The sequence below is a fragment of the Microcoleus sp. F10-B2 genome (assembly GCF_036704965.1).
GTDB lineage: Bacteria > Cyanobacteriota > Cyanobacteriia > Cyanobacteriales > Microcoleaceae > Microcoleus.
Genome location: NZ_JAUBTB010000011.1, coordinates 28,975 through 50,075, shown reverse-complemented (window position 1 = coordinate 50,075; position 21,101 = coordinate 28,975). Strand labels below are relative to the sequence as shown.

General features: G+C 46.5%; 18 protein-coding genes and 1 other RNA gene. 16 read left to right on the top strand and 3 right to left on the bottom strand.

The features are described 5' to 3' along the window. Positions 1 to 182 precede the first annotated feature (182 nt). The 13 genes from QUA99_RS06455 to QUA99_RS06395 all read left to right on the top strand — a co-directional run bounded on the left by QUA99_RS06455 (position 183) and on the right by QUA99_RS06395 (position 10,911). Positions 183 to 428, top strand: coding sequence for a hypothetical protein (locus QUA99_RS06455; RefSeq protein WP_333381474.1), 246 nt, complete (start codon positions 183 to 185; stop codon positions 426 to 428). Between the two features lie 46 nt (positions 429 to 474). Further along, on the top strand, positions 475 to 1,125 hold the full coding sequence (locus QUA99_RS06450) for a hypothetical protein (protein WP_333240431.1): 651 nt from the start codon (positions 475 to 477) through the stop codon (positions 1,123 to 1,125). Positions 1,126 to 1,297: 172 nt separating this feature from the next. Continuing rightward, positions 1,298 to 2,254: a nucleotidyl transferase AbiEii/AbiGii toxin family protein gene (locus tag QUA99_RS06445; RefSeq protein WP_333240428.1), complete on the top strand. Its 957-nt coding sequence runs from the start codon at positions 1,298 to 1,300 to the stop codon at positions 2,252 to 2,254. Between the two features lie 117 nt (positions 2,255 to 2,371). Continuing rightward, positions 2,372 to 2,590 (top strand): hypothetical protein, encoded by a 219-nt coding sequence (locus QUA99_RS06440; protein ID WP_333240425.1) that lies wholly within the window; start codon positions 2,372 to 2,374, stop codon positions 2,588 to 2,590. Next, positions 2,587 to 2,856, top strand: a complete 270-nt coding sequence (locus QUA99_RS06435; RefSeq protein WP_333343602.1) for a ParE family toxin-like protein — start codon at positions 2,587 to 2,589, stop codon at positions 2,854 to 2,856. The genes QUA99_RS06440 and QUA99_RS06435 overlap by 4 nt, the downstream gene beginning before the upstream one ends. Positions 2,857 to 2,914: 58 nt before the next feature. Further along, positions 2,915 to 3,151, top strand: coding sequence for a type II toxin-antitoxin system Phd/YefM family antitoxin (locus QUA99_RS06430; protein ID WP_333240423.1), 237 nt, complete (start codon positions 2,915 to 2,917; stop codon positions 3,149 to 3,151). A gap of 60 nt (positions 3,152 to 3,211) precedes the next feature. Further along, on the top strand, positions 3,212 to 4,993 hold the full coding sequence (locus QUA99_RS06425) for a serine/threonine-protein kinase (RefSeq protein ID WP_333240420.1): 1,782 nt from the start codon (positions 3,212 to 3,214) through the stop codon (positions 4,991 to 4,993). A gap of 636 nt (positions 4,994 to 5,629) precedes the next feature. Next, positions 5,630 to 6,026, top strand: a transfer-messenger RNA (tmRNA) gene (gene ssrA, locus QUA99_RS06420). Positions 6,027 to 6,503: 477 nt separating this feature from the next. Continuing rightward, a complete protein-coding gene (gene nuoH / locus QUA99_RS06415; protein ID WP_333240418.1) occupies positions 6,504 to 7,622 on the top strand; it encodes an NADH-quinone oxidoreductase subunit NuoH in 1,119 nt (372 codons plus the stop codon). A gap of 173 nt (positions 7,623 to 7,795) precedes the next feature. Next, complete coding sequence (gene ndhI / locus QUA99_RS06410; RefSeq protein ID WP_015175339.1) at positions 7,796 to 8,371, top strand: NAD(P)H-quinone oxidoreductase subunit I; 576 nt, start codon at positions 7,796 to 7,798, stop codon at positions 8,369 to 8,371. A gap of 194 nt (positions 8,372 to 8,565) precedes the next feature. Further along, entirely contained in the window at positions 8,566 to 9,189 is a 624-nt protein-coding gene (locus tag QUA99_RS06405; protein WP_333240447.1) for an NADH-quinone oxidoreductase subunit J, read from the top strand. Between the two features lie 123 nt (positions 9,190 to 9,312). After that, positions 9,313 to 9,618, top strand: a complete 306-nt coding sequence (gene nuoK, locus QUA99_RS06400; RefSeq protein ID WP_228042566.1) for an NADH-quinone oxidoreductase subunit NuoK — start codon at positions 9,313 to 9,315, stop codon at positions 9,616 to 9,618. 129 nt (positions 9,619 to 9,747) lie between these two features. Next, entirely contained in the window at positions 9,748 to 10,911 is a 1,164-nt protein-coding gene (locus QUA99_RS06395) for a glycerate kinase (RefSeq protein ID WP_333240445.1), read from the top strand. Between the two features lie 207 nt (positions 10,912 to 11,118). On the opposite strand, the gene QUA99_RS06390 is transcribed toward QUA99_RS06395, so the two are convergent. Beyond that, positions 11,119 to 11,484, bottom strand: coding sequence for a hypothetical protein (locus QUA99_RS06390; protein ID WP_333240416.1), 366 nt, complete (start codon positions 11,482 to 11,484; stop codon positions 11,119 to 11,121). Positions 11,485 to 11,810: 326 nt separating this feature from the next. Here QUA99_RS06390 and QUA99_RS06385 point away from each other — a divergent pair, with 326 nt between their 5' ends. Then, on the top strand, positions 11,811 to 12,338 hold the full coding sequence (locus QUA99_RS06385; RefSeq protein ID WP_333240413.1) for an orange carotenoid protein N-terminal domain-containing protein: 528 nt from the start codon (positions 11,811 to 11,813) through the stop codon (positions 12,336 to 12,338). Between the two features lie 389 nt (positions 12,339 to 12,727). Here QUA99_RS06385 and QUA99_RS06380 read toward each other — a convergent pair whose 3' ends face one another. Beyond that, positions 12,728 to 14,599: a PAS domain-containing sensor histidine kinase gene (locus tag QUA99_RS06380; protein ID WP_333240411.1), complete on the bottom strand. Its 1,872-nt coding sequence runs from the start codon at positions 14,597 to 14,599 to the stop codon at positions 12,728 to 12,730. A gap of 398 nt (positions 14,600 to 14,997) precedes the next feature. Here QUA99_RS06380 and QUA99_RS06375 point away from each other — a divergent pair, with 398 nt between their 5' ends. Then, the gene (locus QUA99_RS06375; RefSeq protein WP_333240409.1) at positions 14,998 to 15,717 is read left to right on the top strand and encodes a response regulator transcription factor; all 720 of its coding nucleotides are present in this window, start codon (positions 14,998 to 15,000) and stop codon (positions 15,715 to 15,717) included. 484 nt (positions 15,718 to 16,201) lie between these two features. Then, positions 16,202 to 17,854: an alpha-amylase family glycosyl hydrolase gene (locus QUA99_RS06370; protein WP_333240406.1), complete on the top strand. Its 1,653-nt coding sequence runs from the start codon at positions 16,202 to 16,204 to the stop codon at positions 17,852 to 17,854. A gap of 327 nt (positions 17,855 to 18,181) precedes the next feature. On the opposite strand, the gene QUA99_RS06365 is transcribed toward QUA99_RS06370, so the two are convergent. Then, positions 18,182 to 20,833 carry an EAL domain-containing protein gene (locus QUA99_RS06365; RefSeq protein ID WP_333240405.1) on the bottom strand — a complete coding sequence of 884 codons (2,652 nt, stop codon included), beginning with the start codon at positions 20,831 to 20,833 and terminating at the stop codon, positions 18,182 to 18,184. Between the last annotated feature and the right edge of the window lie 268 nt (positions 20,834 to 21,101).

Genomic DNA, 21,101 nt, shown 5'->3' with positions numbered 1-21,101 from the left:
GTCGTTAATCCATGAGATTTGCATTGAAAAAGTCGATCGGTGGAAGTTGTTCAAATTTAGTGAATCGCTGCAAGAGCGTATGGAAAATTTCTTAGAGAAGAAGAAGGCAGACCAACTAATGGCAGAAGAGGCAATAGTTAGCGCAGGTTGCGGTTCAACAAAAACTGCCAGGGGAAGAGTTGATGATGGTTGGTTTCTGGAAACCCAGTCTAGTTTTTTATACCGAAGGGCCGGTGACTTACTACCGAGCTGTCACAAAGGCGATCGACTACATTAAGGAATCTAAAAACCCAACTTCTCCCTCTGTTTTGTTGCTGGGATATCCAGAGAAATTTGTGCAATTAGGATTGCAGCCAAATCAATATCAATTGTTGGACAGTCGGGGAGCTTACCAACTCGCCAGGGTTCCGAGAACAGCATTTCGATAGTGCATTGTACTGCGGCTGTGGTGAGCAGACCTATTAGGAAGAATTCATGGAATTCACTGGAAAATTTGAAACTCACATTACCGTTTGCCTCAAGGACTTGGACAGAGTAGAGGCGCTTGAACAATGGGGCATTCATCACGGTCTAAAACTTCTCCATATAGTTCTAGACCGTGGGGTTACTGTATCTCAACTAATGTTGACGCGGCATGGGGAAGGTAGCCTGACAAACGAGTTAAAAACGGCATTTGATTCAAGCCAATCTCTAAATGCTGAAGGCTTCACGGTAACACGCATCAAAATTGAGGTGCCACAGTGGAACCACAGTGTTCCGCAGTCTAATGCCGAAGCACTAAACCATCCAGGCGATCGCTACTTTGAGCATCATATCAAACTGTTGCTTGAACCTTCTGCTGATATCCTGCCTCTGATTGACCTGGCCGAAAGACATTCTGCTCATCTCTCTCGTAATCTCTTCCAGACTCGGAGTGACCAATATCACGAGCGATTTGTCACTCAGCGTTGTATCTCTGTTGGTCGTGTTGAAGCTCAACAACAACTTCAAACTCTCTTAAAAGCGATCGCTACTTTGAGATATGTAGTGATCGATGTCGAAGCAGAATTTGTTGTCTATGATAGTAATCTTGACCTTGACGCAGGTTGGATTCAAGAGAAAGAATCACCAATTTTACAGGGATAATTATCAAGCAGAATATAAAATCCGAGGATAGCACGAATAACAGGGAAAAAATCACCAATTCCACATGGATAATTATCAACCAGAATATAAAATCCGAGGATAGGATGTATAATAGGGAAAAATCCACCAATTTCACATGAATAACTATCAAGCATAATATAAAGGAGGATTAATGAAATACGATCCGAAGACATACATCATTGTTTCAGAACAAGGTCAGGAAATTGAACGCCCAACAGTTTTCGAGCCGGCACTAATTCCCCAGAAGCATCTTCGGGGAGCATTTCGTCTGGGAGATCCAATATTTGAAGATCCAGAAATTAGAACTCAATGGCTGAATATTCGTCGGCAAGTGATGGATTATCTGCTGCAAATTATTAGTTGTTCAATCTGGAAAGATCGCCTTGTCTTACGAGGTAGTTTATTACTGAAAGCATGGTTAGGGGATGTGGCGAGAGAACCCGGTGATATAGACTGGGTTTTTAGACCTCACGATATTAGCGTCAATTCCCCTTTATCTAGAGAATTGTTCAATGGATTAATTCAGATAGTTTCAGATAATCCTCATGTAGGTCATGCGATTATTGACGTTGAAAAAATCTCCATAACAGAGATTTGGACTTATGAACGTGCATCAGGTAGGCGCATTATTTTTCCTTGGAAAGCAGACGGTTTTCCTTCAGGAGATTTGCATATGGATGTGGTTTTTAATGAAGAACTATTGTGCGATCCAATTGAGGTCTATATCCCTTCGTCAAGTGGTGAAAATAGGTTAGTGTGGGCAGCTTCTAAAGAACTGTCATTGGCATGGAAATTGCTGTGGTTAGAAACCGATATGTATCCACAAGGCAAAGATTTGTATGATGCAACACTCTTAGCAGAGCAAACTTCATTGTCCTTTGACATTCTTTATCAAGTTCTTCAGTCAAGTGAAGATTGGAAGAATCAGGCTACAAAACCAGGATTTTCATGGAAATCGGGATTTCCTTGGACAGAATCACAATGTTCAGCATATCTAGATTGGGACAACTTCAAGCTAGAGTATCCTGGGGTTGAAGGGGAGGCAAAGGATTGGCAAGCTCGGCTTTCACTGGCTTTAGCACCGACATTTGCCAACCTTGATGATTGAACCTTCGTAGTTATTAATGATGATAATTAGCCTGCCATTTGTTCGACCTACCCTCAACTTGCCTGAAACAATGGATAATGGATAGGATGCCATTTTAATTGTAAAAGTGTGGTAGCCATGACTGAGTTACTCGAACGTGCGATCGCCAAGTTGAAAACATTGTCTGCCAGCGAGCAAGATGCCCTCGCTTCAATGATTCTGGAAGAACTGGAAGACGATATGCGCTGGGATCGAGCATTCTCCCGTTCCCCCGATGCTCTTGCTAAACTCGCAGCGACCGCAATGGCTGAGTATCGTGCAGGCAAAACCCAAGAACTCGATCCAGAAACATTGTGAAGTCAAGCACTACAACCGAGTTCCGTAGATTATTTGCTGATTTACCCGAACAAGTTCAACAGCAGACACGCGGGGCGTATCGCCAGTTCAAGGAAAACCCAAGTCATCCAAGCCTGCGTTTCAAGAAGGTGCATCCTGACTTACCAATCTACTCAGCCCGAATTAGCAAAAACTATCGAGCAGTTGGTCAGTTGGATGGAGACACTGTAATCTGGTTTTGGGTTGGTTCACACGCAGACTACGACAAGTTTCTGGGGCAGTTGTAGCAGTGTCTACAGCCAGCCAATATCAATTAGAAAAGTGTATTTAGACAAGTGGAAAATTATGATCCCAATCAAAGAAGCTCAACAGCATTTGCAGCAGTTGATCGATTCGGTGAGTGAGTCGCACCAACCGATCGCGATCGCCGGACAGACTAGCAATGCAGTGTTATTATCTGAATCTGACTCCGCATATGTTCAGGAAACACAGTATCTTCTCTCAGTGCCGGGGATGCGGGAATCAATTCGGGAAGGAATGGCAACGCCGATCGCACTTCTCGATCGCCATTTAGACTGGTAACTTGGCCCACTAGACGTGCCATAATCAGCGATATTATCTGGTACGCGATCGCCTGGACATATGGATGCGTTAATCGGCAAAACTTTACAGGGTGGAAAGTACACCCTCGAACAAGAACTGGGACGCGGCGGCTTTGGGATTACTTTCAGGGCAAATCACCGCTATTTAGGACAGCCTGTAGTCATTAAAACCCTCAACGAATCTCTGCGCCAGCAACCCAATTTTGCTGAGTTCGATCGCAAGTTTCAAGACGAAGCGAGGCGGTTGGCTTCCTGCGTCCATCCGAATATTGTCCGCGTCAGCGATTTCTTTGTGGAAGACGGGCAACCTTACATGGTGATGGACTACATAGCCGGTCAGAATTTGGGCGATGTGGTGCTGCCAAATCGACCGCTGCCAGAAGAACTCGCTATTCTCTACATCACTCAAATTGGCGCTGCTTTAAAAGTTGTTCATCAAAAGGGCTTGCTGCACCGAGATGTCAAACCGCAAAACATTCTTTTGCGCCAAGGTACTCAGGAAGTCGTGCTGATTGACTTTGGCATTGCCCGCGAGTTTACTCTGGGTGCAACTCAATCTCACACTAATATGGTGTCCGACGGCTACGCGCCCCCAGAACAGTATTTTGCCCAAGGAAAATATACGCCCGCAACAGATGTTTACGGTCTGGCGGCGACGCTTTATACTTTGCTCACAGGACAAGTGCCGGTGGCTGCAATTTTGTTGCGTACCAGCCAACCGATGCCTTCACCCCGCGACTTGCAGCCTCAGCTAAGTGCGGCTGTCAGCCAAGCGGTGATGCGGGGGATGACGGTAGAAGCTCAAAATCGCCCTGCTAGCGTCGATGAGTGGCTGTCCCTGCTGCACCAACAGGGCGGTGCTGCGTCGCCGGACACCGGGCCGACGGTGGCGGTGATTCCGGGACACGGGCCTCAGTCGCCTGCAGGTTCCAGAACAGTTCCTGCTGTGGTGTCTTCTGGGGACAACAACCGCAAGCTTTGGTGGATTTTGGGATTGGTGGCGATCGCACTTATTGTTGCAGGTTTGGTCGGTATTGCTAGAGTTTTCCTCAACCGGCCGTCTTCGGAACCCGCACCGGTGGCCAAGGACGATCGCACTTCGACCCCCCCAGATCCAGACGCGCGCGTGAACCCCGCACCAATTCCCGCGCCGACACCAACGCCAGCCCCGACTCCCAGAGAAACTCCGCCGCCTGCTGCGGAAACTCCAGCGCCCGCTGCTGAAAATCCGCCGCCGGCTGCTGAAAATCCCCCGCCCGCTGCGGAAACTCCAGCGCCGGCTGCGGAAACTCCAACTCCCGCGCCAACTCCCGAGGCTGCCGAACCCACACCAACAGAAAAACTTGTTGACAAAGAGTTGCCGCCAGATCGATCGCCCGCACCCAGCGAAGAACCGGGAACCAATTATCAGAAGACTCCCACAATCCCCGGATTTGCGGTTGGTACGCCGGAAAGTCAGATTTTATCCCAATTGGGAGAACCGACTGACTCTCAAGCCCGGGGCTATTGGCCGAATACTCGCACCGCACTTTATGAAATATTGCCGAACCGGATTACTCTCGGCTACATTTACGATCGCGATTCGGACCAGCTAGTACAAACAGAGGGTTCTTTTGCCCAGTCGGTGGACGATTTGGTAGTGCGAACCGCCTTAAACGGGATGGTGGGCGGCGCCAACCGGGAGATTTTGCAAGGCTTGCGCGACGTGCAGCAGCGCCGGACTAATCGGTTTACGTTTAGGAAAGGTTCGCTTGAAGGGACGATCGAACGCAATGAGCGCGATCGGATTTACATCGGCGTCTGGGACGAGAACTTGCATTAATTAGAAATTACGCACGGGTGGTCAGAAACCGGGTTTTTTTGCCAGATACTTCGTTACAGCCGGCATTAACCGCCAAAAACCCGGTTTCTTTAATCGGAACTTACCCCGCACATAAGATTCATTTCTTCTGAAACCATTACAGGGCAAGACTTTCCTGGAGCGGGAAAATCAAGTACATGACTACAACTTTTTACAACCCTTATGTGGAGCGGGTTTGAGTTAATTTTATGATACAGCAATACTTTGGTTATAAATATTAAGAAAATCTTAAATACATGGCTACAAAATTGGAACTGCCAAATAGCTAAAACGAATACGGCTCAAAGAATACAGCCACCGAAACTACCCCCTGCAGGGGTAAGTTCCGTTTAATCCCCAATCGAAAATCTCAAATCCAAAATCTCAAATCGACTTGACGATCGGATTTATATCGGCGTCTGGGACGAGAACTTGCATTAATTAGGAATTACGCACGGGTGGTCAGAAACCGGGTTTTTTTGCCAGATACTTTCGTTACAGCCGGCATTAACCGCAAAAAACCCGGTTTCTTTAATCCCCAATCCCCAATCCAAAATCTCAAATCTCAAATCTAGTTGACGCAACACGAAATATTGTCTATGATTAAAGAACGCACGAGGGGCTGTAATGGTTTCGACAGGGTGGCGAAAGCTGCTCCGTGATGCAGGTCGAGAGTGAGTCTCCTCTCGCTAATACCGGCTCAAACAAAAAAGTAAATGCGAACAACATCGTTCCTTTCGCTCGTGTAAACAAAACTGTTGCTGTAGCCTAAAAACTTCTTAAGCCCAGTTTAGAGCGTCTGCCACCTAACTCCGTTAACGGTAGCAGAACAACCCCCAACGGATGCCCTAGCTAAACGTTTCTAGTCGGCTAGCTAGGAAAGCAATCACTAGAAAATCCCCCCATTTGGGATAAAGATGGTTCCCGCCCTGAGGATTAGAAGGGATAAACCTGTGAACGATCGGAAGGTAAATACCCGCTTTGGACGGCAGTTCGATTCTGCCCAGTTCCATAAAAAAAGTAACGTAAAATCAATGGTTTTAGCCATTTGAAAGTTACTTTAAAGCATTAAAAGGGCCCAGAGTTAACTCTGGGCCCTTTTGTTTGGGCTATATGTCCCTGGACGCACGGGTAGTCAGAAACCGGGTTTTTGCGAGAAAACTTCGTTACAGCACGCAGAAACGCATAAAAACCCGGTTTCTTTGGTATTTATGCGTCTAGGACTAAACAACCACGGGTAGTCAGTCAACAGCCAACAGTCAACAGCCAACAGTCAACAGTCAACAGTCAACCATAAATTACCAACCTATTAGCTACGCTGCGGGCTCATATAATTAGAACTTCACCCTGTCTGTGCGTTCTTGGAGCCTGTCGGGCGATATACTATTAGGCGGTAAAGCATTAAAAATCTTTACAAAGACCCCGATTTCTAAGCCTACTCCTACAAAGGACGGGTGAAAAATTATATGCTGATCGCTCAAAAGCTGGACAAATGAACCCAGGAATTGACTTACAAGGAAGTTTCGTAGAAGCCCTCATGAATTTGGGCTTACCGGCGGACATCGCCCAAGTGCTTTGGCTACCGCTGCCGATGTTGCTGATGATTGTCGCTGCCGTTTTCGGGGTACTCACTAGCGTCTGGCTGGAACGGAAAATTTCCGCCGCCGCTCAACAGCGGATAGGCCCGGAATTTATTGGCCCTCTGGGAGTCCTAGCACCCGTTGCCGACGGGCTGAAGTTGGTATTCAAAGAAGACATTGTGCCGGCTAAAGCTGACGCGCTGCTGTTCACCTTAGGCCCGGTAATTGTGGTGATTCCAGTTTTTCTGTCCTACTTAATCGTGCCCTTCGGAGAGCATATGCTGATCGCCGATATCGGGACAGCGATATTTCTGTGGATTGCTCTTTCTAGCATTCAGCCGATCGGCTTGCTGATGTCGGGCTATGCTTCTAACAACAAATACGCCCTCCTCGGGGGACTCAGGGCCGCTGCTCAATCCCTCAGCTACGAAATTCCCCTAGCTTTGGCAGTATTGGCAGTTGTGATGATGTCCAACAGCCTCAGTACGATCGACATCGTACACCAGCAAGCCGGCTACGGCATTCTCGGCTGGAATATCTGGCGGCAACCCGCAGGTTTCCTGATTTTCTGGATTGCAGCACTAGCAGAATGCGAACGGTTGCCCTTTGACCTCCCGGAAGCAGAAGAAGAATTGGTAGCAGGATATCAGACTGAGTACACAGGCATGAAATTTGCTTTGTACTACATCGCTTCCTACGTTAACCTCGTCCTTTCTTGCCTGCTAGTAGCAGTTTTGTACCTCGGCGGCTGGGAATGCCCGATTCCTGTCGGAGTGCTGACAAATGCCTTGGGATTGAGCGAGACGACTCCTTGGTTGCAGGTAATTACCGGCACGCTGGGCATTACGATGACCATGCTGAAAGCCTACTTTTTCCTGTTTCTGGCAGTTCTGCTCCGCTGGACTCTGCCGCGAGTTCGGATCGACCAATTGCTAGATTTGGGATGGAAGTTTTTGCTGCCCGTTGCTTTAGTTAATTTGCTATTGACCGCAGCTTTGAAGCTTGCCTTTCCTTTTGCTTTTGGCGGTTAATTGATAATAGGTAAAGGGTAATATAGCAGTTTTCAAGCGGATGAAATACAGCAGATGGCTGTAGGGACACGGCATTGCCTTGTCCCTACCGGAATAAAAAAAATAGCTGTCAACTCTCATTACCTATTATCAATTAGCAATTACCAAAAACTCAAGTACAGAGAGAGAACACGATGCTAAAATTCCTCAATCAAGTAGGCGAATACGCCAAAGAAAGTTTTCAAGCTGCTAAGTATATCGGTCAAGGGCTATCTGTTACTTTTGACCACATGAGACGCCGGCCGATTACGGTGCAGTATCCTTACGAAAAATTAATTCCTTCGGAACGTTTCCGGGGCAGAATTCACTTTGAATTTGACAAGTGCATCTCCTGCGAAGTTTGCGTTCGGGTATGCCCGATCAACTTACCTGTAGTGGATTGGGAATTTAACAAAGACAGTAAGAAGAAACAACTCAAGCACTACAGTATCGATTTCGGTGTTTGTATCTTCTGCGGCAACTGCGTAGAATATTGTCCGACTAATTGTTTGTCCATGACAGAAGAATACGAGTTAGCCGCCTACGAACGCCACGAATTGAATTTTGACAACGTGGCCCTGGGACGTTTGCCCTACAAGGTTACAGATGACCCGATGGTGACACCGATGCGGGAATTCGCTTATTTGCCGAAAGGTGCGATCGACCCTCATGAAGTTTCCTACACCGATCGCCGCGCCGGTCTCCGTCCAGAGGAAATTATCGAAAAGTAAGTAATGGGGCATGGGGCAAACAGGGCATGGGGCAAACAGGGCATGGGGAATAGTTAGTGGTTAGTGGTTACTTGTTAGTAGTTTTTCCACTAATAACAAATAACAAATAACAAATGCCCAATGCCCTGTTTGGTCAATGCCCCACGCCCTGTTTGGCCAATTACCAATTAGCAACTAACAAAGGATTAAAAATTGTGAATCTAGCCGAAGGCGTTCAAATTGTTTCATTTGGCATACTGTCCCTAATGATGATTGGAGGAGCATTAGGAGTAGTGCTGTTCTCCAATATCGTTTACTCAGCATTTTTGCTGTGCGGCGTATTTACCAGCATTGCGGGTATGTACCTGTTGCTGAATGCTGATTTTGTCGCTGCAGCGCAGGTGTTGATTTATGTTGGTGCTGTTAACGTCTTGATTTTGTTTGCCATCATGCTAGTAAACAAACGAGAAGACTTCCGCACAATTCCCAACGCTTGGGTGCGCCAAGGAGCAACTGCACTGGTTTGTGCTGGTTTATTTGGGCTTTTGGGTACGATGGTGGTGTCTACTCCTTGGGCTATTGTGGCGACTGCGGGAGCACCTGCAGAAAGTTCGATCGTGACGATCGCCAAACATTTCTTTACCGACTTTTTGTTGCCTTTCGAGTTAGCATCAGTGTTTTTGTTGATGGCAATGGTAGGGGCAATTGTCTTGGCACGCCGCGATTTCTTCCCTGATGAACTGTCAAAGAAGCTATCAGAAACACCCGCTTTGAGTTTGCCAGAACGGCCGCGGGAATTGGTTTCTGCAGGTGATGTTTCTTCACCCGACACCAAGTAACAGCAGTAACCGTAGGGTGCGCAGTGCGCACCTCAGGCGAAAAACCTGGTTTCTGTTGGTAATTCCTCTATCTGCCTGTTTTGTAGTAATTTTGACTGAGAGAAACTCAAAAAATTTATGCAACTGCAACTCCAGTATTTCCTGTTATTAGCTGCTGCACTGTTCTGTATTGGCATTTACGGTTTAATTACCAGCCGAAATGCAGTGCGAGTGTTGATGTCGATCGAGTTGATGCTGAATGCAGTCAATCTCAACCTGATGGGTTTTTCTAACTATCTTGACCCCGTACAGATTAAAGGTCAAGTATTTACGGTGTTTGTAGTTACAGTAGCGGCTGCTGAAGCAGCGGTGGGTTTGGCGATTGTTTTGGCAATTTACCGCAACCGCAATACCGTAGACATGGAAGAATTTAATTTGCTCAAGTGGTAATTAGTCCTTAGTTATTAGTCGCTTGTAGGGGATTATAGGGGCTTGTAGCGGCGGGTTTAGGGTCAAATATGTGTCGGTTGCAGATAGTATTTGTACAAAACCCGCCCCCGCATAGAGAGTTTTGAGAATATGGATCGATCGACTGTAACCCCTGTTGAAATTTTACACCGGTGGCAAGCGGGCGATCGCCCGATCGCTCCCGACTTCGAGCACCTGGCTTTTTGGGAACTTGCGGATGATGCGCGATCCTCTTCGAGGGCAACGCTTACGCGCGCTTTTGGCATTACTCCTGACACTGTAGCCGATGTTGTCCGCTGCAAAACGGATTTATTCTTTTCTCTTGTTGGCGAACTGCATACTTTCCCTCTAAAGTCAACTGTTTTTCTGGAAACTTTGTGGAATCTTTGGCTGCCGCTGGCAATGCAATTATCGACTGCAAAACAAAGTTTAAACCGTCCTCTAATTCAAGGAATTTTAGGAGGGCAAGGAACGGGAAAAACTACTTTATGCCAAATTTTGAGGCTGATTCTGGGAAAATTGGGATATTCTACTGTCAGCCTTTCTTTAGACGATATTTATAAGACTTATGCCGATCGCCAAAAACTCCAAAAAGCAGACCCGCGTTTAATTTGGCGCGGCCCCCCCGGCACTCACGATATTGATTTAGGAATAGCAGTTTTAGACAAGTTGCGCGGTTCTCTAACTCACAATTTAGCAGCAGTTGACAATCCCAAATCTGATGCCATCAAACCGGATTTAATTAATAAAAATATAGAAATTCCCAGGTTTGACAAATCAGCCTGGGGAGGTGCAGGAGATAGAAGTCAACCCGAAATTATTTCCGGTGCAGATATTGTACTTTTTGAAGGTTGGTTTGTCGGCGTGAATCCGGTAGTTGATGCCAAATTAAACGAGTTTTTGGCGGGTGCACCGTTTCCGATTTCCACAGAGGGCGACTGTCAGTTTGCGCGCGATATGAATGCGAAACTGCACGACTATCTGCCGCTGTGGAAACGATTAGATCGGTTGATGGTTTTGTATCCCCAAGATTATCGCATTTCTCAAGTTTGGCGCAATCAGGCGGAACGAGAAATGATGGCCGCAGGAAAGTCGGGAATGACAGAGGCCGAAATTAATCGGTTTGTCGAATATTTTTGGAAAGCGCTGCATCCCGAGTTATTTATTAAGTCGATGGTGGAGGGCGGCGATGGCGTGGATTTAGTAATTGAAATTTTGGGCGATCGCACTGTCGGCAAAATTTGTCGGGCGATCGACTTAAAATTAAGCAATTAGGGAGACTTAAAATTAACCCTTTAAGTATTGCAGCCTTTAAGGACATAACAATGTTGTGTCCCTACGGTATTGCAGCTTATCGTGCAATCAATTGAGAATTCAGGGATCGTGCCAAAAAGTGGTTTGACGCGCCAATTATAGGAATAAGACGCGCCATCAGCACCCTACAATATAGAGGTTGTGCATCGAGGGTGGAGAATTGCTAAATTAACTGCCGGGAGTACCAAGATCGAGCGCTTTCTCCATCAAATCGTCGGTAACATTGCCAGGTGTACCTGCGGGATTAACTTCCTGAGCCATCGAACGATAATCCTTGGGATTGCCGCTGGAATCTGCAGGCTTTGCGATCTCTTTAGGACTGGGAACATTAAATTTAGGTGCTGTTGCGGTGGCAGCAGCTTGGGCACCGGCAGCCGTGCGATCGATTTCACTAACACTAAATTCTTTTGAAGCTTCGTAATCGGCGGATACATCAACCGTCGGCAACTTTTGTTCTCCCGCTTCCACGCTTTCAGTTATCTGCTGAGCGTCAAATGTTTGCTCGTTATTTGATTCTGTATTTATTTCAGACATCGCCGACTCCTTTCTAGTTTTATTTAACAATTCACTTATTTATTGTTATTCAATTCCGTTGCTTTTTCATCTACCCCTAGATGTATCGCCGGCTTCTATCTCAAGGCTGATTTATTCTAATGTGGCTGGTCAACATTACGCGACTTTCCGAAACTAACGCAACTATATGCAAGCTCCAAACCCATACATCATCTGTCATTCCCAATTCTTTAATCTAAAATCTAAAATTTAAAATCTAAAATCGTATTACCTCTCGGGGAGGGTGACTTGTACTTACAAATGTTGATATTTATATATTCTGGAAGCATTTTTAAGGAACTTTATTTATGAACTCACCCGCCGCGACGAATCCCCACTCTCTCTCCAACGACACTCAAAACATGGTTCAGACAATCAACGGGTTGGGTACAGATGAAAAACTGGCGCTGCTCTACTTTGTTTATGAAAAAATGGGAGAGTCAATTACACCGGCCGCTCCCGCCGCCGCCGAACCACAATTAGCTCCCGTGCTGCTAGATGATTTTTACAACCTTTCCCACGACGAACAATTGAATATAATGCGAGGTATTGTCAACCGCGACGACACCCCGTATTCTCACGCTTACGGAGCTTTAACTGCTAACAATCAGTTGTTGGTTTGGTATGCTTGGGCTGTTGGTATGGGAAAAAAAATTGTCGATATCCCCGAAGGATATGAGGCAACTGAGGCTGTTAATGGCGTTTTAGGTCAAATTGAAGGTCTTGATTTTGAACAGCAAATTTCGGTACTGCGCGACGTAGCTAACAATATGGGCTACACCGATGTTAAACCAATTGCTAATCAGGCTCAAGTAGGGAAAACTTCTAGTCTTTAGATAAAACTCGGCGCTTCAAACCGCTGCATGGACTCAAACAAAGTCCGCCTCTGCGGACTAAATTTCGTAACTTATCGCTATTATTCGCAGCTTAAACCTTTTTTTGGTTGACTCCTGTATATGTAGGGTTCTCTTCGGCGCATCTTACCGCTATAATTCGGGAGTCAAACCATTTTTTTGTCTAATTCTCCTTCAATATGCCACCAAATACAAGCACAATTTTCTGTTTTTTGGCTCACATTCAAGAGTAAAAAATCCTTCTGCTTGAACCGGAATCGATATTAATTCTGTTGATTATTTAGTGTTTGGTAGAGTGAAAAAAGAATTGTTATCATATCTGTTTTATTCCCTTATTTTATATCTAAAAATAGATAAAAAAATGTTTGCGGTCAGGACAGGAGTTTATTAGGCTTAATATTTCGCAAAAATTCTATCCGAAATGTCGAACCTTTTTTGGGTTGACTTTCGACCGTAATTTTGCCGTACATCATTTTGACTAAAGAGGCACTAATGGCTAGTCCTAAACCGGTACCTGGATATTGGCGGGTTGTGCTTTGGTCGGCTTGATGGAATTTGTCGAAAATGTGGGGAATATCGGTTTCACAGATGCCGATTCCTGTATCCTGAACGGTGATAATTAGCCGATCGCAATTTAATTCCCGCACCTGAATGCAAATGCTGCCCTGATGGGTGAATTTAACCGCGTTGGAAATGAGATTGACCAACACTTGCCGCAGGCGCAACTTGTCATTAACTGTAAACTGATTCTGCAAGCACACGCTGACGGACATTGCCACATTCTTTTCGGTGGCTTGATTTCCAAATTGCATGGCGACATCCATTACTAAATGCGCTAAATCAAATTCTTCAGTTTCTAGTTCTGTGCGGCCACTCTCGATTTTGGAGAGGTCGAGGATATCGTTAATCAGCAGTAGCAGGTTTTTGCCGTTATGTAAAATGCGCCCCACCATCTCTGTTTGCTGCGCGCTCAGCAGTTGTTTGTGCTGGCGCAGCAGCACTTGGGAAAAGCCAATAATCGAATTCATGGGAGTTCGCAATTCGTGGGAGATGGTGCCCAAAAATTGCGATTTTAACTTGGCTGCTTCTAGCAGTTGCAATTTTTGCTGTTGAATGCGCCGGCCCTGATTTTCCAGTTCTTCCTGCTGGCGAATTAGCAGCTCGTTTTGCAAGTCTAAAAGCTGTTCCTGCTTTTTTAATATTTCGATCGCCCGCGCGCTGTTAATCGCCATCGCAGCTTGTTTCCCCATAACCGCCAGCAGTTGCTGAGTTTCCCCGTCAATCGCCGTGCTGTCTTTCCCGTTGCCGATCGCCAACACGCCCAAACGCCCGGTTTCCTCCGACTCGATCGCCGCTGCACAGGCCGCCGCCGGCAGCAAGCCTGTGTGGTGCTCCGACCGCCACAGTACAGACTCTCCCGTCGCAAATGCTTCCCACAGCAGCTTGTTTTGCACGTGCGGGGTTTTGCCCCCACTAAAGTTTTCCGAGCCCCCGACAGCGGTGAGTTTGAGGCCGCTGCAATCGCACTCCAGGAGAGCAACCAGGCAAAATTCCGCTCCGGCGATCGCCTCTACAGTCGCGTCCGCGATAGCTTGCAACAACTGGCACAAGTTACCCGCGCGCTGGCTCAACAGATTTGTAAATCGCTCGAGCGCGTGCAAATAATCCCGCCCCGCGTCCCTTACCGTCCCGGCTTCGCACACATTTTCTGCTCTGAAGTTGGCTTCCGAGCGCCCTTGATGCGGCCAAAATTCTAGTTCTGCTTGGGGATCGGTTTGAGTTTTTGCGATCGCGTCCATATCTGTGTAAGTTCCCACCCACTCCAAAACTTCCTGACTGTCTGGATTAGCCGGCGTTCCTCTGGCCAGATTCCAGCGGTAAGTGCCCTCTCGCGTCCGCAGACGAAATATAATTTCGTAACTTGGTGGCGGGAACTCACAAGTGCGCGACCTCGCCAACAGACGAGGACGGTCTTCTGGATGAACCTGCGCCAGATATCCGAAACCCAAAGCTGCTGCTGCTGGTACCCCCGTGTATTCCTCCCAGCGCTGACCTAAATAAGTCACCCAGCCGTCGGGATAGGCTTTCCAAATTATGTCAGGAGTTGCCGACGACAGGCGATCGTCCTGAGTTTCGCGGTCGCAAACTTGCGGTTGGGGGGATGTTATTTCAGATACTTTGTGTAATATTTCCGCATCGGAAAAGTCCGAGCGAAAAGAGTTATTGCCGTGATACTGAGTCATAACAGGTTTTATAAATAAGCAGTGAACTTGAGCCCTAACACCGGCTAAAGACTCGTGCTGCTAGCTTTATTTATTTTGACGGCCCAAGTGCATCAAAATTTTTTATACTTTAAATTTATCCGGGTAGTGGTATCTTTACCTCTATCAAGGGGCGGACAATGAGATAATTCAGTTAAACTGTTAAAACATTCAGAGCTTACCTGTCCCGAGGAAGGAGCGTGCAGGCATCGCCGCAAAATAACTTAAAAATTAACTTGCATTCTTGGCGGCTGCATGAGTATGCTTAAAAATGATGTGCAGCCTGTAAAACCATAAATCAGGACACATTCTCAAATTTACTCAGTTTAGCTGAGTCAGTTGACGATATTTTAAAAGTTTAGCGGACTATTGGAAGAAAGATGAGTAAAATTCGCGTTGCTTTGATAGAAGACCATGACTTGACAAGAGTCGGCATCCGCACAGCTTTACAACAGCGTGACACGATAGAAGTTGTCGGCGATGCAGCTAACGCTACAGACGGATTGAAACTGCTTCAGTCTTCAAAACCTGACGTGGCAATTGTAGACATTGGCTTGCCGGATTTTGATGGCATTGAACTTACACAAAAGTTCAAAAAATCGGTAGCGGAGTCAGATCCAGATACAAAAATTTTGATCCTGACTTTTCAGGACAATGAAGAAGAAGTTCTGGCAGCTTTTGCCGCCGGAGCTGACTCTTACTGCATGAAAGATATTAGCTTCGATCAGTTATTAGATGTAGTAAAAGTAACTCACGAAGGTAACTCTTGGATCGATCCGGCGATCGCCCGCATCGTCCTGAAACAAGCTCGCACTAAGGAACCTGCACCGGAAGAACCGAAGGCTGAGGGCAAAAGAGTCACAATTAAGGCTGCCGAACCCGAGTTCAGTCACATCATTGAGACTTACCCTTTAACCGAACGGGAATTAGAGGTTTTAGAACTGATCGTCCAGGGTTACAGCAATGCTGCAATAGCCGAAAAGCTTTACATTACTGTCGGTACAGTCAAGACTCACGTCCGCAATATTTTGAACAAGCTGTGCGCTGATGACCGCACTCAGGCAGCCGTTCTCGCCCTGCGTTCTGGCTTGGTTGGATGAAGCGTTATCATCAGGCAAAATCAAGTTAAAAGTAGGGTGCGCAATGCGCACCTTACAGCCGAAAAAGTAGGGTGCGTACTGCCACGGGCTGACTAATTTTTGCCGAAAAAGTAGGGTGCGCACTGCGCACCAGTTGGCGAAGTGTTTTCGGTTTAAAAAAGCTATAGTTTAAATCCGCATCTATCCCAGTGCAGATATTTTAAATAAGATTTTTATAAGTAAATTAACCTTAAGATAGATGCTAAAAAACATCTCATGCTACTAATACTTAGGGTTGAGCATCGCAAGTTAGATAAATTTCGCTCGCACTGCCGATATTGCGCTATGTCAATTCAAAAAATGCGCTGACCGTGACAAGATTACCATACTTTTAGGAATAGTTAAGCGTTAAAAAAATTATATCTGCGGAGTGATGCCTGAGTTCGCTTAAATTTGGGAGATTAAAAGTATCAACTGCTACTGAAATATTTTAGAAAGAGGTATTATGACCGCTCCAATTGAATTCAAGTTATTTGCTCCTTACAACAAAGGAGCTGCCTTGATTGGCTCTTTTTCTAATTGGGAAGAGATCCCGATGGAAAAGGACGAAGAAGGTTATTTTCGCACGCGAGTTGAGTTGGAGGATGGCGTTTATCAATACAAATTTCGCGTTCAGTCGAAAAGCTGGTTTCTGGAAGCGGATCAGTGGGTAGATGTGGTCGATCCCTACGCGACTGACATCGACAATCCCACTCAAAACGCCGTGGTTCGGATCAAAGAGGGCGATCGCATTGTCGATACCTACGTCTGGAAACACGACGACAAACCTCTACCGGCCGATCGGGAATTAGTGATTTACGAAATGCACGTTGCCGACTTTTCCGGCGGCGAAGCCGATCCCCTCGCCCGCGGCAAGTACGAGCACGTCATTGAAAAACTCGATTACCTAGTCGAACTCGGCATCAACGCGATCGAACTCATGCCCCTCAAAGAATACCCGGGCGACTACAGTTGGGGCTACAACCCCCGCTATTTCTTCGCTACCGAGTCCAGCTACGGAACCACAGAAGAACTCAAAAACCTGATAGACGAGTGTCACGGGCGCGGCATTCGCGTCATCATCGACGGGATTTACAACCACTCGGAATCATCGAGCCCCCTCACTCAAATCGATCACGATTATTGGTATCACCACGCCCCGCGCGATCCAGATAACAATTGGGGCCCGGAATTTAACTACGAATTCTACGACGAAAACTTAGGAACATATCCGGCGCGCAAATTTATTGGCGAGACAGTCCGCTATTGGGTTCAAGAATATCATCTCGACGGCATTCGTTTCGACGCGGCGCGACAAATTGCTAACTACGATTTCATGCACTGGATAGTTCAAGAAGCCAAAAGTGTTGCCGGCCCCAAACCGTTTTACACCGTTGCCGAATACATTCCCGACGATCCCAGCATCACGAATCTAGACGGGCCGATGGACGGCTGCTGGCACGACAGTTTCTATCACTGCATAATTCCACAACTCTGCGGCGACAATTTTGATTTAGAACGGCTCAAAGAGGTAATCGACTGCAAGCGGCAAGGTTACTTGGGTGCTACCAATGTAGTCAATTATCTGAGCAATCACGACCACGATCGCGTTTTTGCCGAATTGGGTTCGCGCGGGATTTTGGATGAAGCCGCATTCAAGCGGGCGAAGTTGGGAACGGTGGTATTAATGACAGCAGTTGGCGTGCCGCTGATTTGGATGGGCGAAGAATTTGGCGAATACAAAGCCAAAACAATTGAGCAAGCTAAAATTGACTGGACGCTGCTAGGAAATGACCTGAATAAAGGTTTGTGGGAATACTACAAAGGCTTGATTCACCTGCGCAAAAATAACCAAGCACTTTACACAGAAAACATCGAGTTTTTCCACGAAGACCCCGACTCGAAAGTTTTTGCTTACACTCGCTGGAACGATGAAGGTTCGAGAGTTGTAGTAGTGGTGAATTGGTCGGAAAATTATCTGGCAGGTTATAGCGTTCCGCACTTTCCGGCAAACGGAACTTGGCACGAATGGACGGGCAATTATGATGTGGAATCCGGCGATGACAACATTATAATTGACTTGCCGGAATACGAAGCGAAAGTGTTTGTTTGGCAGTAATATCAACTCCGGTAGCATCAGAATTAATATTACCCACAGTCAGGACACGGCGAGTGCCTTAGTCCCTACAATTAATTGTGGTAGGGACTAAGGCACTCGCCGTGTCCGAACTATCATTCCGATGCAACCGCAAACGATATAAGATCGAATCAGGTTAATTATCCCTAATCAAGGTGTTTGTACTGAGGACTAAACTCTTCCTATTTTGATGATGACTTTAGTCCTCAATCTTATACCAATTATTAAAAGCCAGCCGTAGGGAAACGGCAATGCCGTGTCCTACTCCCGCGCCGGAAACGGCGAAAGCTTTGTCCCTAAAGATACCGCTCAAAATAGAAGGTTTTTTTTGTTGCCCGTTCGATTTTCTAGGTACAATTGAGTTACGGCAGCCGCGGGTATTGGTTTGCTAAAGAAGTAACCCTGACCCATATCGCACTGAAGCGACTGCAAAAATGCCAACTGTTCTGCTGTTTCTACTCCCTCAGCAATCACCTGTAAATTCAGGCCCTGTCCCAAGGCGATCGCCACTTTCACAATAGTAGCACCGCTGCTGCCGTTCACCAAATCGGCCACAAAGGATTTGTCTATTTTTAAATTATTGAGCGGAAAGTTTTTCAGAGACCAAAGCGAAGAATAACCGGTGCCAAAATCGTCCAGAGAAATTTGAATTCCCAATTGCTGCAACTGCTGCAATACCGACACCGTAAAATTCACATCTGTCATGGCAATGCTCTCGGTAATTTCTATTTCTAAATACTCGGGATTTAATTCGGTTTCTGACAATATTGCAGCGATGGTTTTTACCGTGTTAGCTTGCAGAAACTGGCGGGCTGATAAATTCACAGCTATCCGCATCGGCGGCAATCCCAGTAACTGCCACGCTCGATTTTGCAAGCAAGCAGTCCGCATCACCCATTCGTCAATTTCGCAGATGAATCCTGTTTCCTCAGCTAAGGGAATAAAGCGATCGGGAGAAATCAAACCGCGCTCGGGATGCTGCCAGCGAATCAGAGCTTCCATGCCGACTATTTTGCCAGTCTTTAAGTTTATTTGCGGTTGATAGTGCAGCACAAACTCGGATTTTTTCAGAGCTTTGTAAAGATGATTTTCTAAGTTAAGATCCTCGGAGACTTTACTGCCGATCGCCCGCGTGTAAAACTGATAATTATTGCGACCTTTCTGTTTAGCTTTGTACATTGCAGCATCAGCATTTTTCAGCAACGTTTCTGCATCTTCTCCGTCGTAAGGAGCCAAAGCAATTCCCAAGCTAGCTTTGGTATAAAGTTCCAGACCTTCAAAATCAAAAGGACTGCTTAAACTCTGGATAATTAGCTGGCAAATCTTAGTTGCTTCCTCACGGCTGTTGAGGTTGTACAGCAGCACAGTAAATTCATCCCCGCCCCAACGGGCAATCGAATCCCCCACGCGCAAACAGCTAGTCAAACGCTGAGATACAGCTTGCAGCAACAAATCGCCCACGGGGTGGCCGAGAGTATCATTAACATTTTTAAATCTATCCAAATCTAGAAAAATCACCGCCAGCATTTCTGCGTTTTGGTGCGCGGTAGCTAAAGCTAAAGACAGCCTTTCATTAAACAGCAATCTATTAGGTAAACCGGTTAATTGGTCGTGAGAAGCTTGATGTCTGATCATCGCCTCGACGCGCCTCTGCATTGCAGCCATGTACAGGTGAGTTCCTAAAGATTTTGCTAGCTTCTGTTCCTCGCTGCTCCAATTGAGAGCTTCGCCGGTTTTGATTTCTTTCCAAGCTGCAAAAGACTTTCGGGGACGATCGTTCCGGGCGTCGGAAGTGCAAGGACCCGCCCACAAAATTTCGGTTTCTATCGGGCTGCGAAAAACGGTGAGACAGCCGATGCACTGTTGGCCGTATTGCAGCGGTACTGCTAAAAACGATCGAATCGAGGCTGCGAAAAAATTGGCAGATACAGATTTGAGTTGAGGTTCTTGAGAAATATCAGAAATCGCGTACAAGCGGGGTACTATTAAACTGGAAATATTTGTGTCAAATGAAGTGTAATGCTGGGAATATAGATTTTGAAAAGTACCTAATTGGCTGCTACGATCGGCACTTTTTGCTCGATCGCCTTGGTTGGCAAACCCCATGATTTGCTGCCAAAACGGGCTGAGTTCAAGGTCGATCTCCGGGGGCTGCTGACCGCAGGTATAAAGTAAAGCCGGCCGATCGCCAAACTCGGCTGCAATGTACAGTCGCCCTCCCGAACCATGCAAATGCTTGACTGTTTGTTCCAGAACTGCTTTCCGAATTTCGTTTAGTTCCAGAGGAGAATGCAGCAAACTGGTAATTTGGTTGATCACGGCTTCGTCGCGCGCTTGCTGTCTAGCTTGACTGAGTAGAAAAGATTGGGCGATCGCAATTGAAAGTTGATCCACAAGCAACTGCACCATTTTCAATTCTCGATCGCTAAACCGTTTCGGTTGGCTGTGGTGACACACCAACAGCCCCCAAAGCTGATTTTGATGCAAAATCGGCACCGTCAAAGAAGAACGGGTCCCCATAGCCTTCAGATATTCAGCGTGACAGGGGTCTACGGGACAATAGCGAATATCTTCAACTGCTAAAGCTTTGCCGGTTTCGGGACAATCTAACCGATTAATTGTTTGATGCTTTAATTCCACATCTACAATCACTCGCTGCCGCGCTTTGACAAACATTTCGCGAGCACTATTGGGAATGTCGCTTGCTGGAAAGCGCAAACCCAAAAGAGATGGCAAGTTGTCACCGTTGATGGACTCAGCAATGACCTCACCGCTAGCGTCTGCCTCAAAGCGATAAACTTTTACCCGATCGCTGGCTAAAAAACTGCGGATTTCTCTGGTAGTTGTCGTCAAAATCTCTTGCAGTTCTAGAGAGTTGCGGATGCGATTGGTAATTCGATTGAGTAAAATCTCTTGTTCTAGAGTCGATCGTGACATTTGTCTAACTTTGGTGCGGGCCATCCCTTTTGATCTCCACGGCTGTTAACAGCATTTTTGCGAGCCACGGTGTTAACTCGCCATGTATTATAGATTACAACACTTTTGTGGCATCTATGGGCTTGAACCAACCCGAGAGCGACAAACTCAGTTTCTGAGGATGTTTCTGGTTTCCCCACAATTTCGGTTTGAAACCGGGTTTCTCACAGCAATTACAAGGCAAGAAACGAGCGATCGAACAAGTAGCGAGGACTCAAGTCCGAGCGAGTTCGATCTGGACTCAAATCATCAC

Bases quoted from the DNA above. Each gene is read 5' to 3' on its own strand.
- QUA99_RS06430 (WP_333240423.1), top strand. From the start codon at position 2,915: ATGATCCCAATCAAAGAAGCTCAACAGCATTTGCAGCAGTTGATCGAT.
- QUA99_RS06450 (WP_333240431.1), top strand. From the start codon at position 475: ATGGAATTCACTGGAAAATTTGAAACTCACATTACCGTTTGCCTCAAG.
- QUA99_RS06455 (WP_333381474.1), top strand. From the start codon at position 183: ATGATGGTTGGTTTCTGGAAACCCAGTCTAGTTTTTTATACCGAAGGG.
- QUA99_RS06395 (WP_333240445.1), top strand. From the start codon at position 9,748: ATGGATCGATCGACTGTAACCCCTGTTGAAATTTTACACCGGTGGCAA.
- QUA99_RS06425 (WP_333240420.1), top strand. From the start codon at position 3,212: ATGGATGCGTTAATCGGCAAAACTTTACAGGGTGGAAAGTACACCCTC.
- QUA99_RS06365 (WP_333240405.1), bottom strand. From the start codon at position 20,833: ATGGCCCGCACCAAAGTTAGACAAATGTCACGATCGACTCTAGAACAA.
- ndhI (WP_015175339.1), top strand. From the start codon at position 7,796: ATGCTAAAATTCCTCAATCAAGTAGGCGAATACGCCAAAGAAAGTTTT.
- nuoH (WP_333240418.1), top strand. From the start codon at position 6,504: ATGAACCCAGGAATTGACTTACAAGGAAGTTTCGTAGAAGCCCTCATG.
- QUA99_RS06385 (WP_333240413.1), top strand. From the start codon at position 11,811: ATGAACTCACCCGCCGCGACGAATCCCCACTCTCTCTCCAACGACACT.
- QUA99_RS06445 (WP_333240428.1), top strand. From the start codon at position 1,298: ATGAAATACGATCCGAAGACATACATCATTGTTTCAGAACAAGGTCAG.
- QUA99_RS06375 (WP_333240409.1), top strand. From the start codon at position 14,998: ATGAGTAAAATTCGCGTTGCTTTGATAGAAGACCATGACTTGACAAGA.
- QUA99_RS06390 (WP_333240416.1), bottom strand. From the start codon at position 11,484: ATGTCTGAAATAAATACAGAATCAAATAACGAGCAAACATTTGACGCT.
- QUA99_RS06380 (WP_333240411.1), bottom strand. From the start codon at position 14,599: ATGACTCAGTATCACGGCAATAACTCTTTTCGCTCGGACTTTTCCGAT.
- QUA99_RS06440 (WP_333240425.1), top strand. From the start codon at position 2,372: ATGACTGAGTTACTCGAACGTGCGATCGCCAAGTTGAAAACATTGTCT.
- QUA99_RS06370 (WP_333240406.1), top strand. From the start codon at position 16,202: ATGACCGCTCCAATTGAATTCAAGTTATTTGCTCCTTACAACAAAGGA.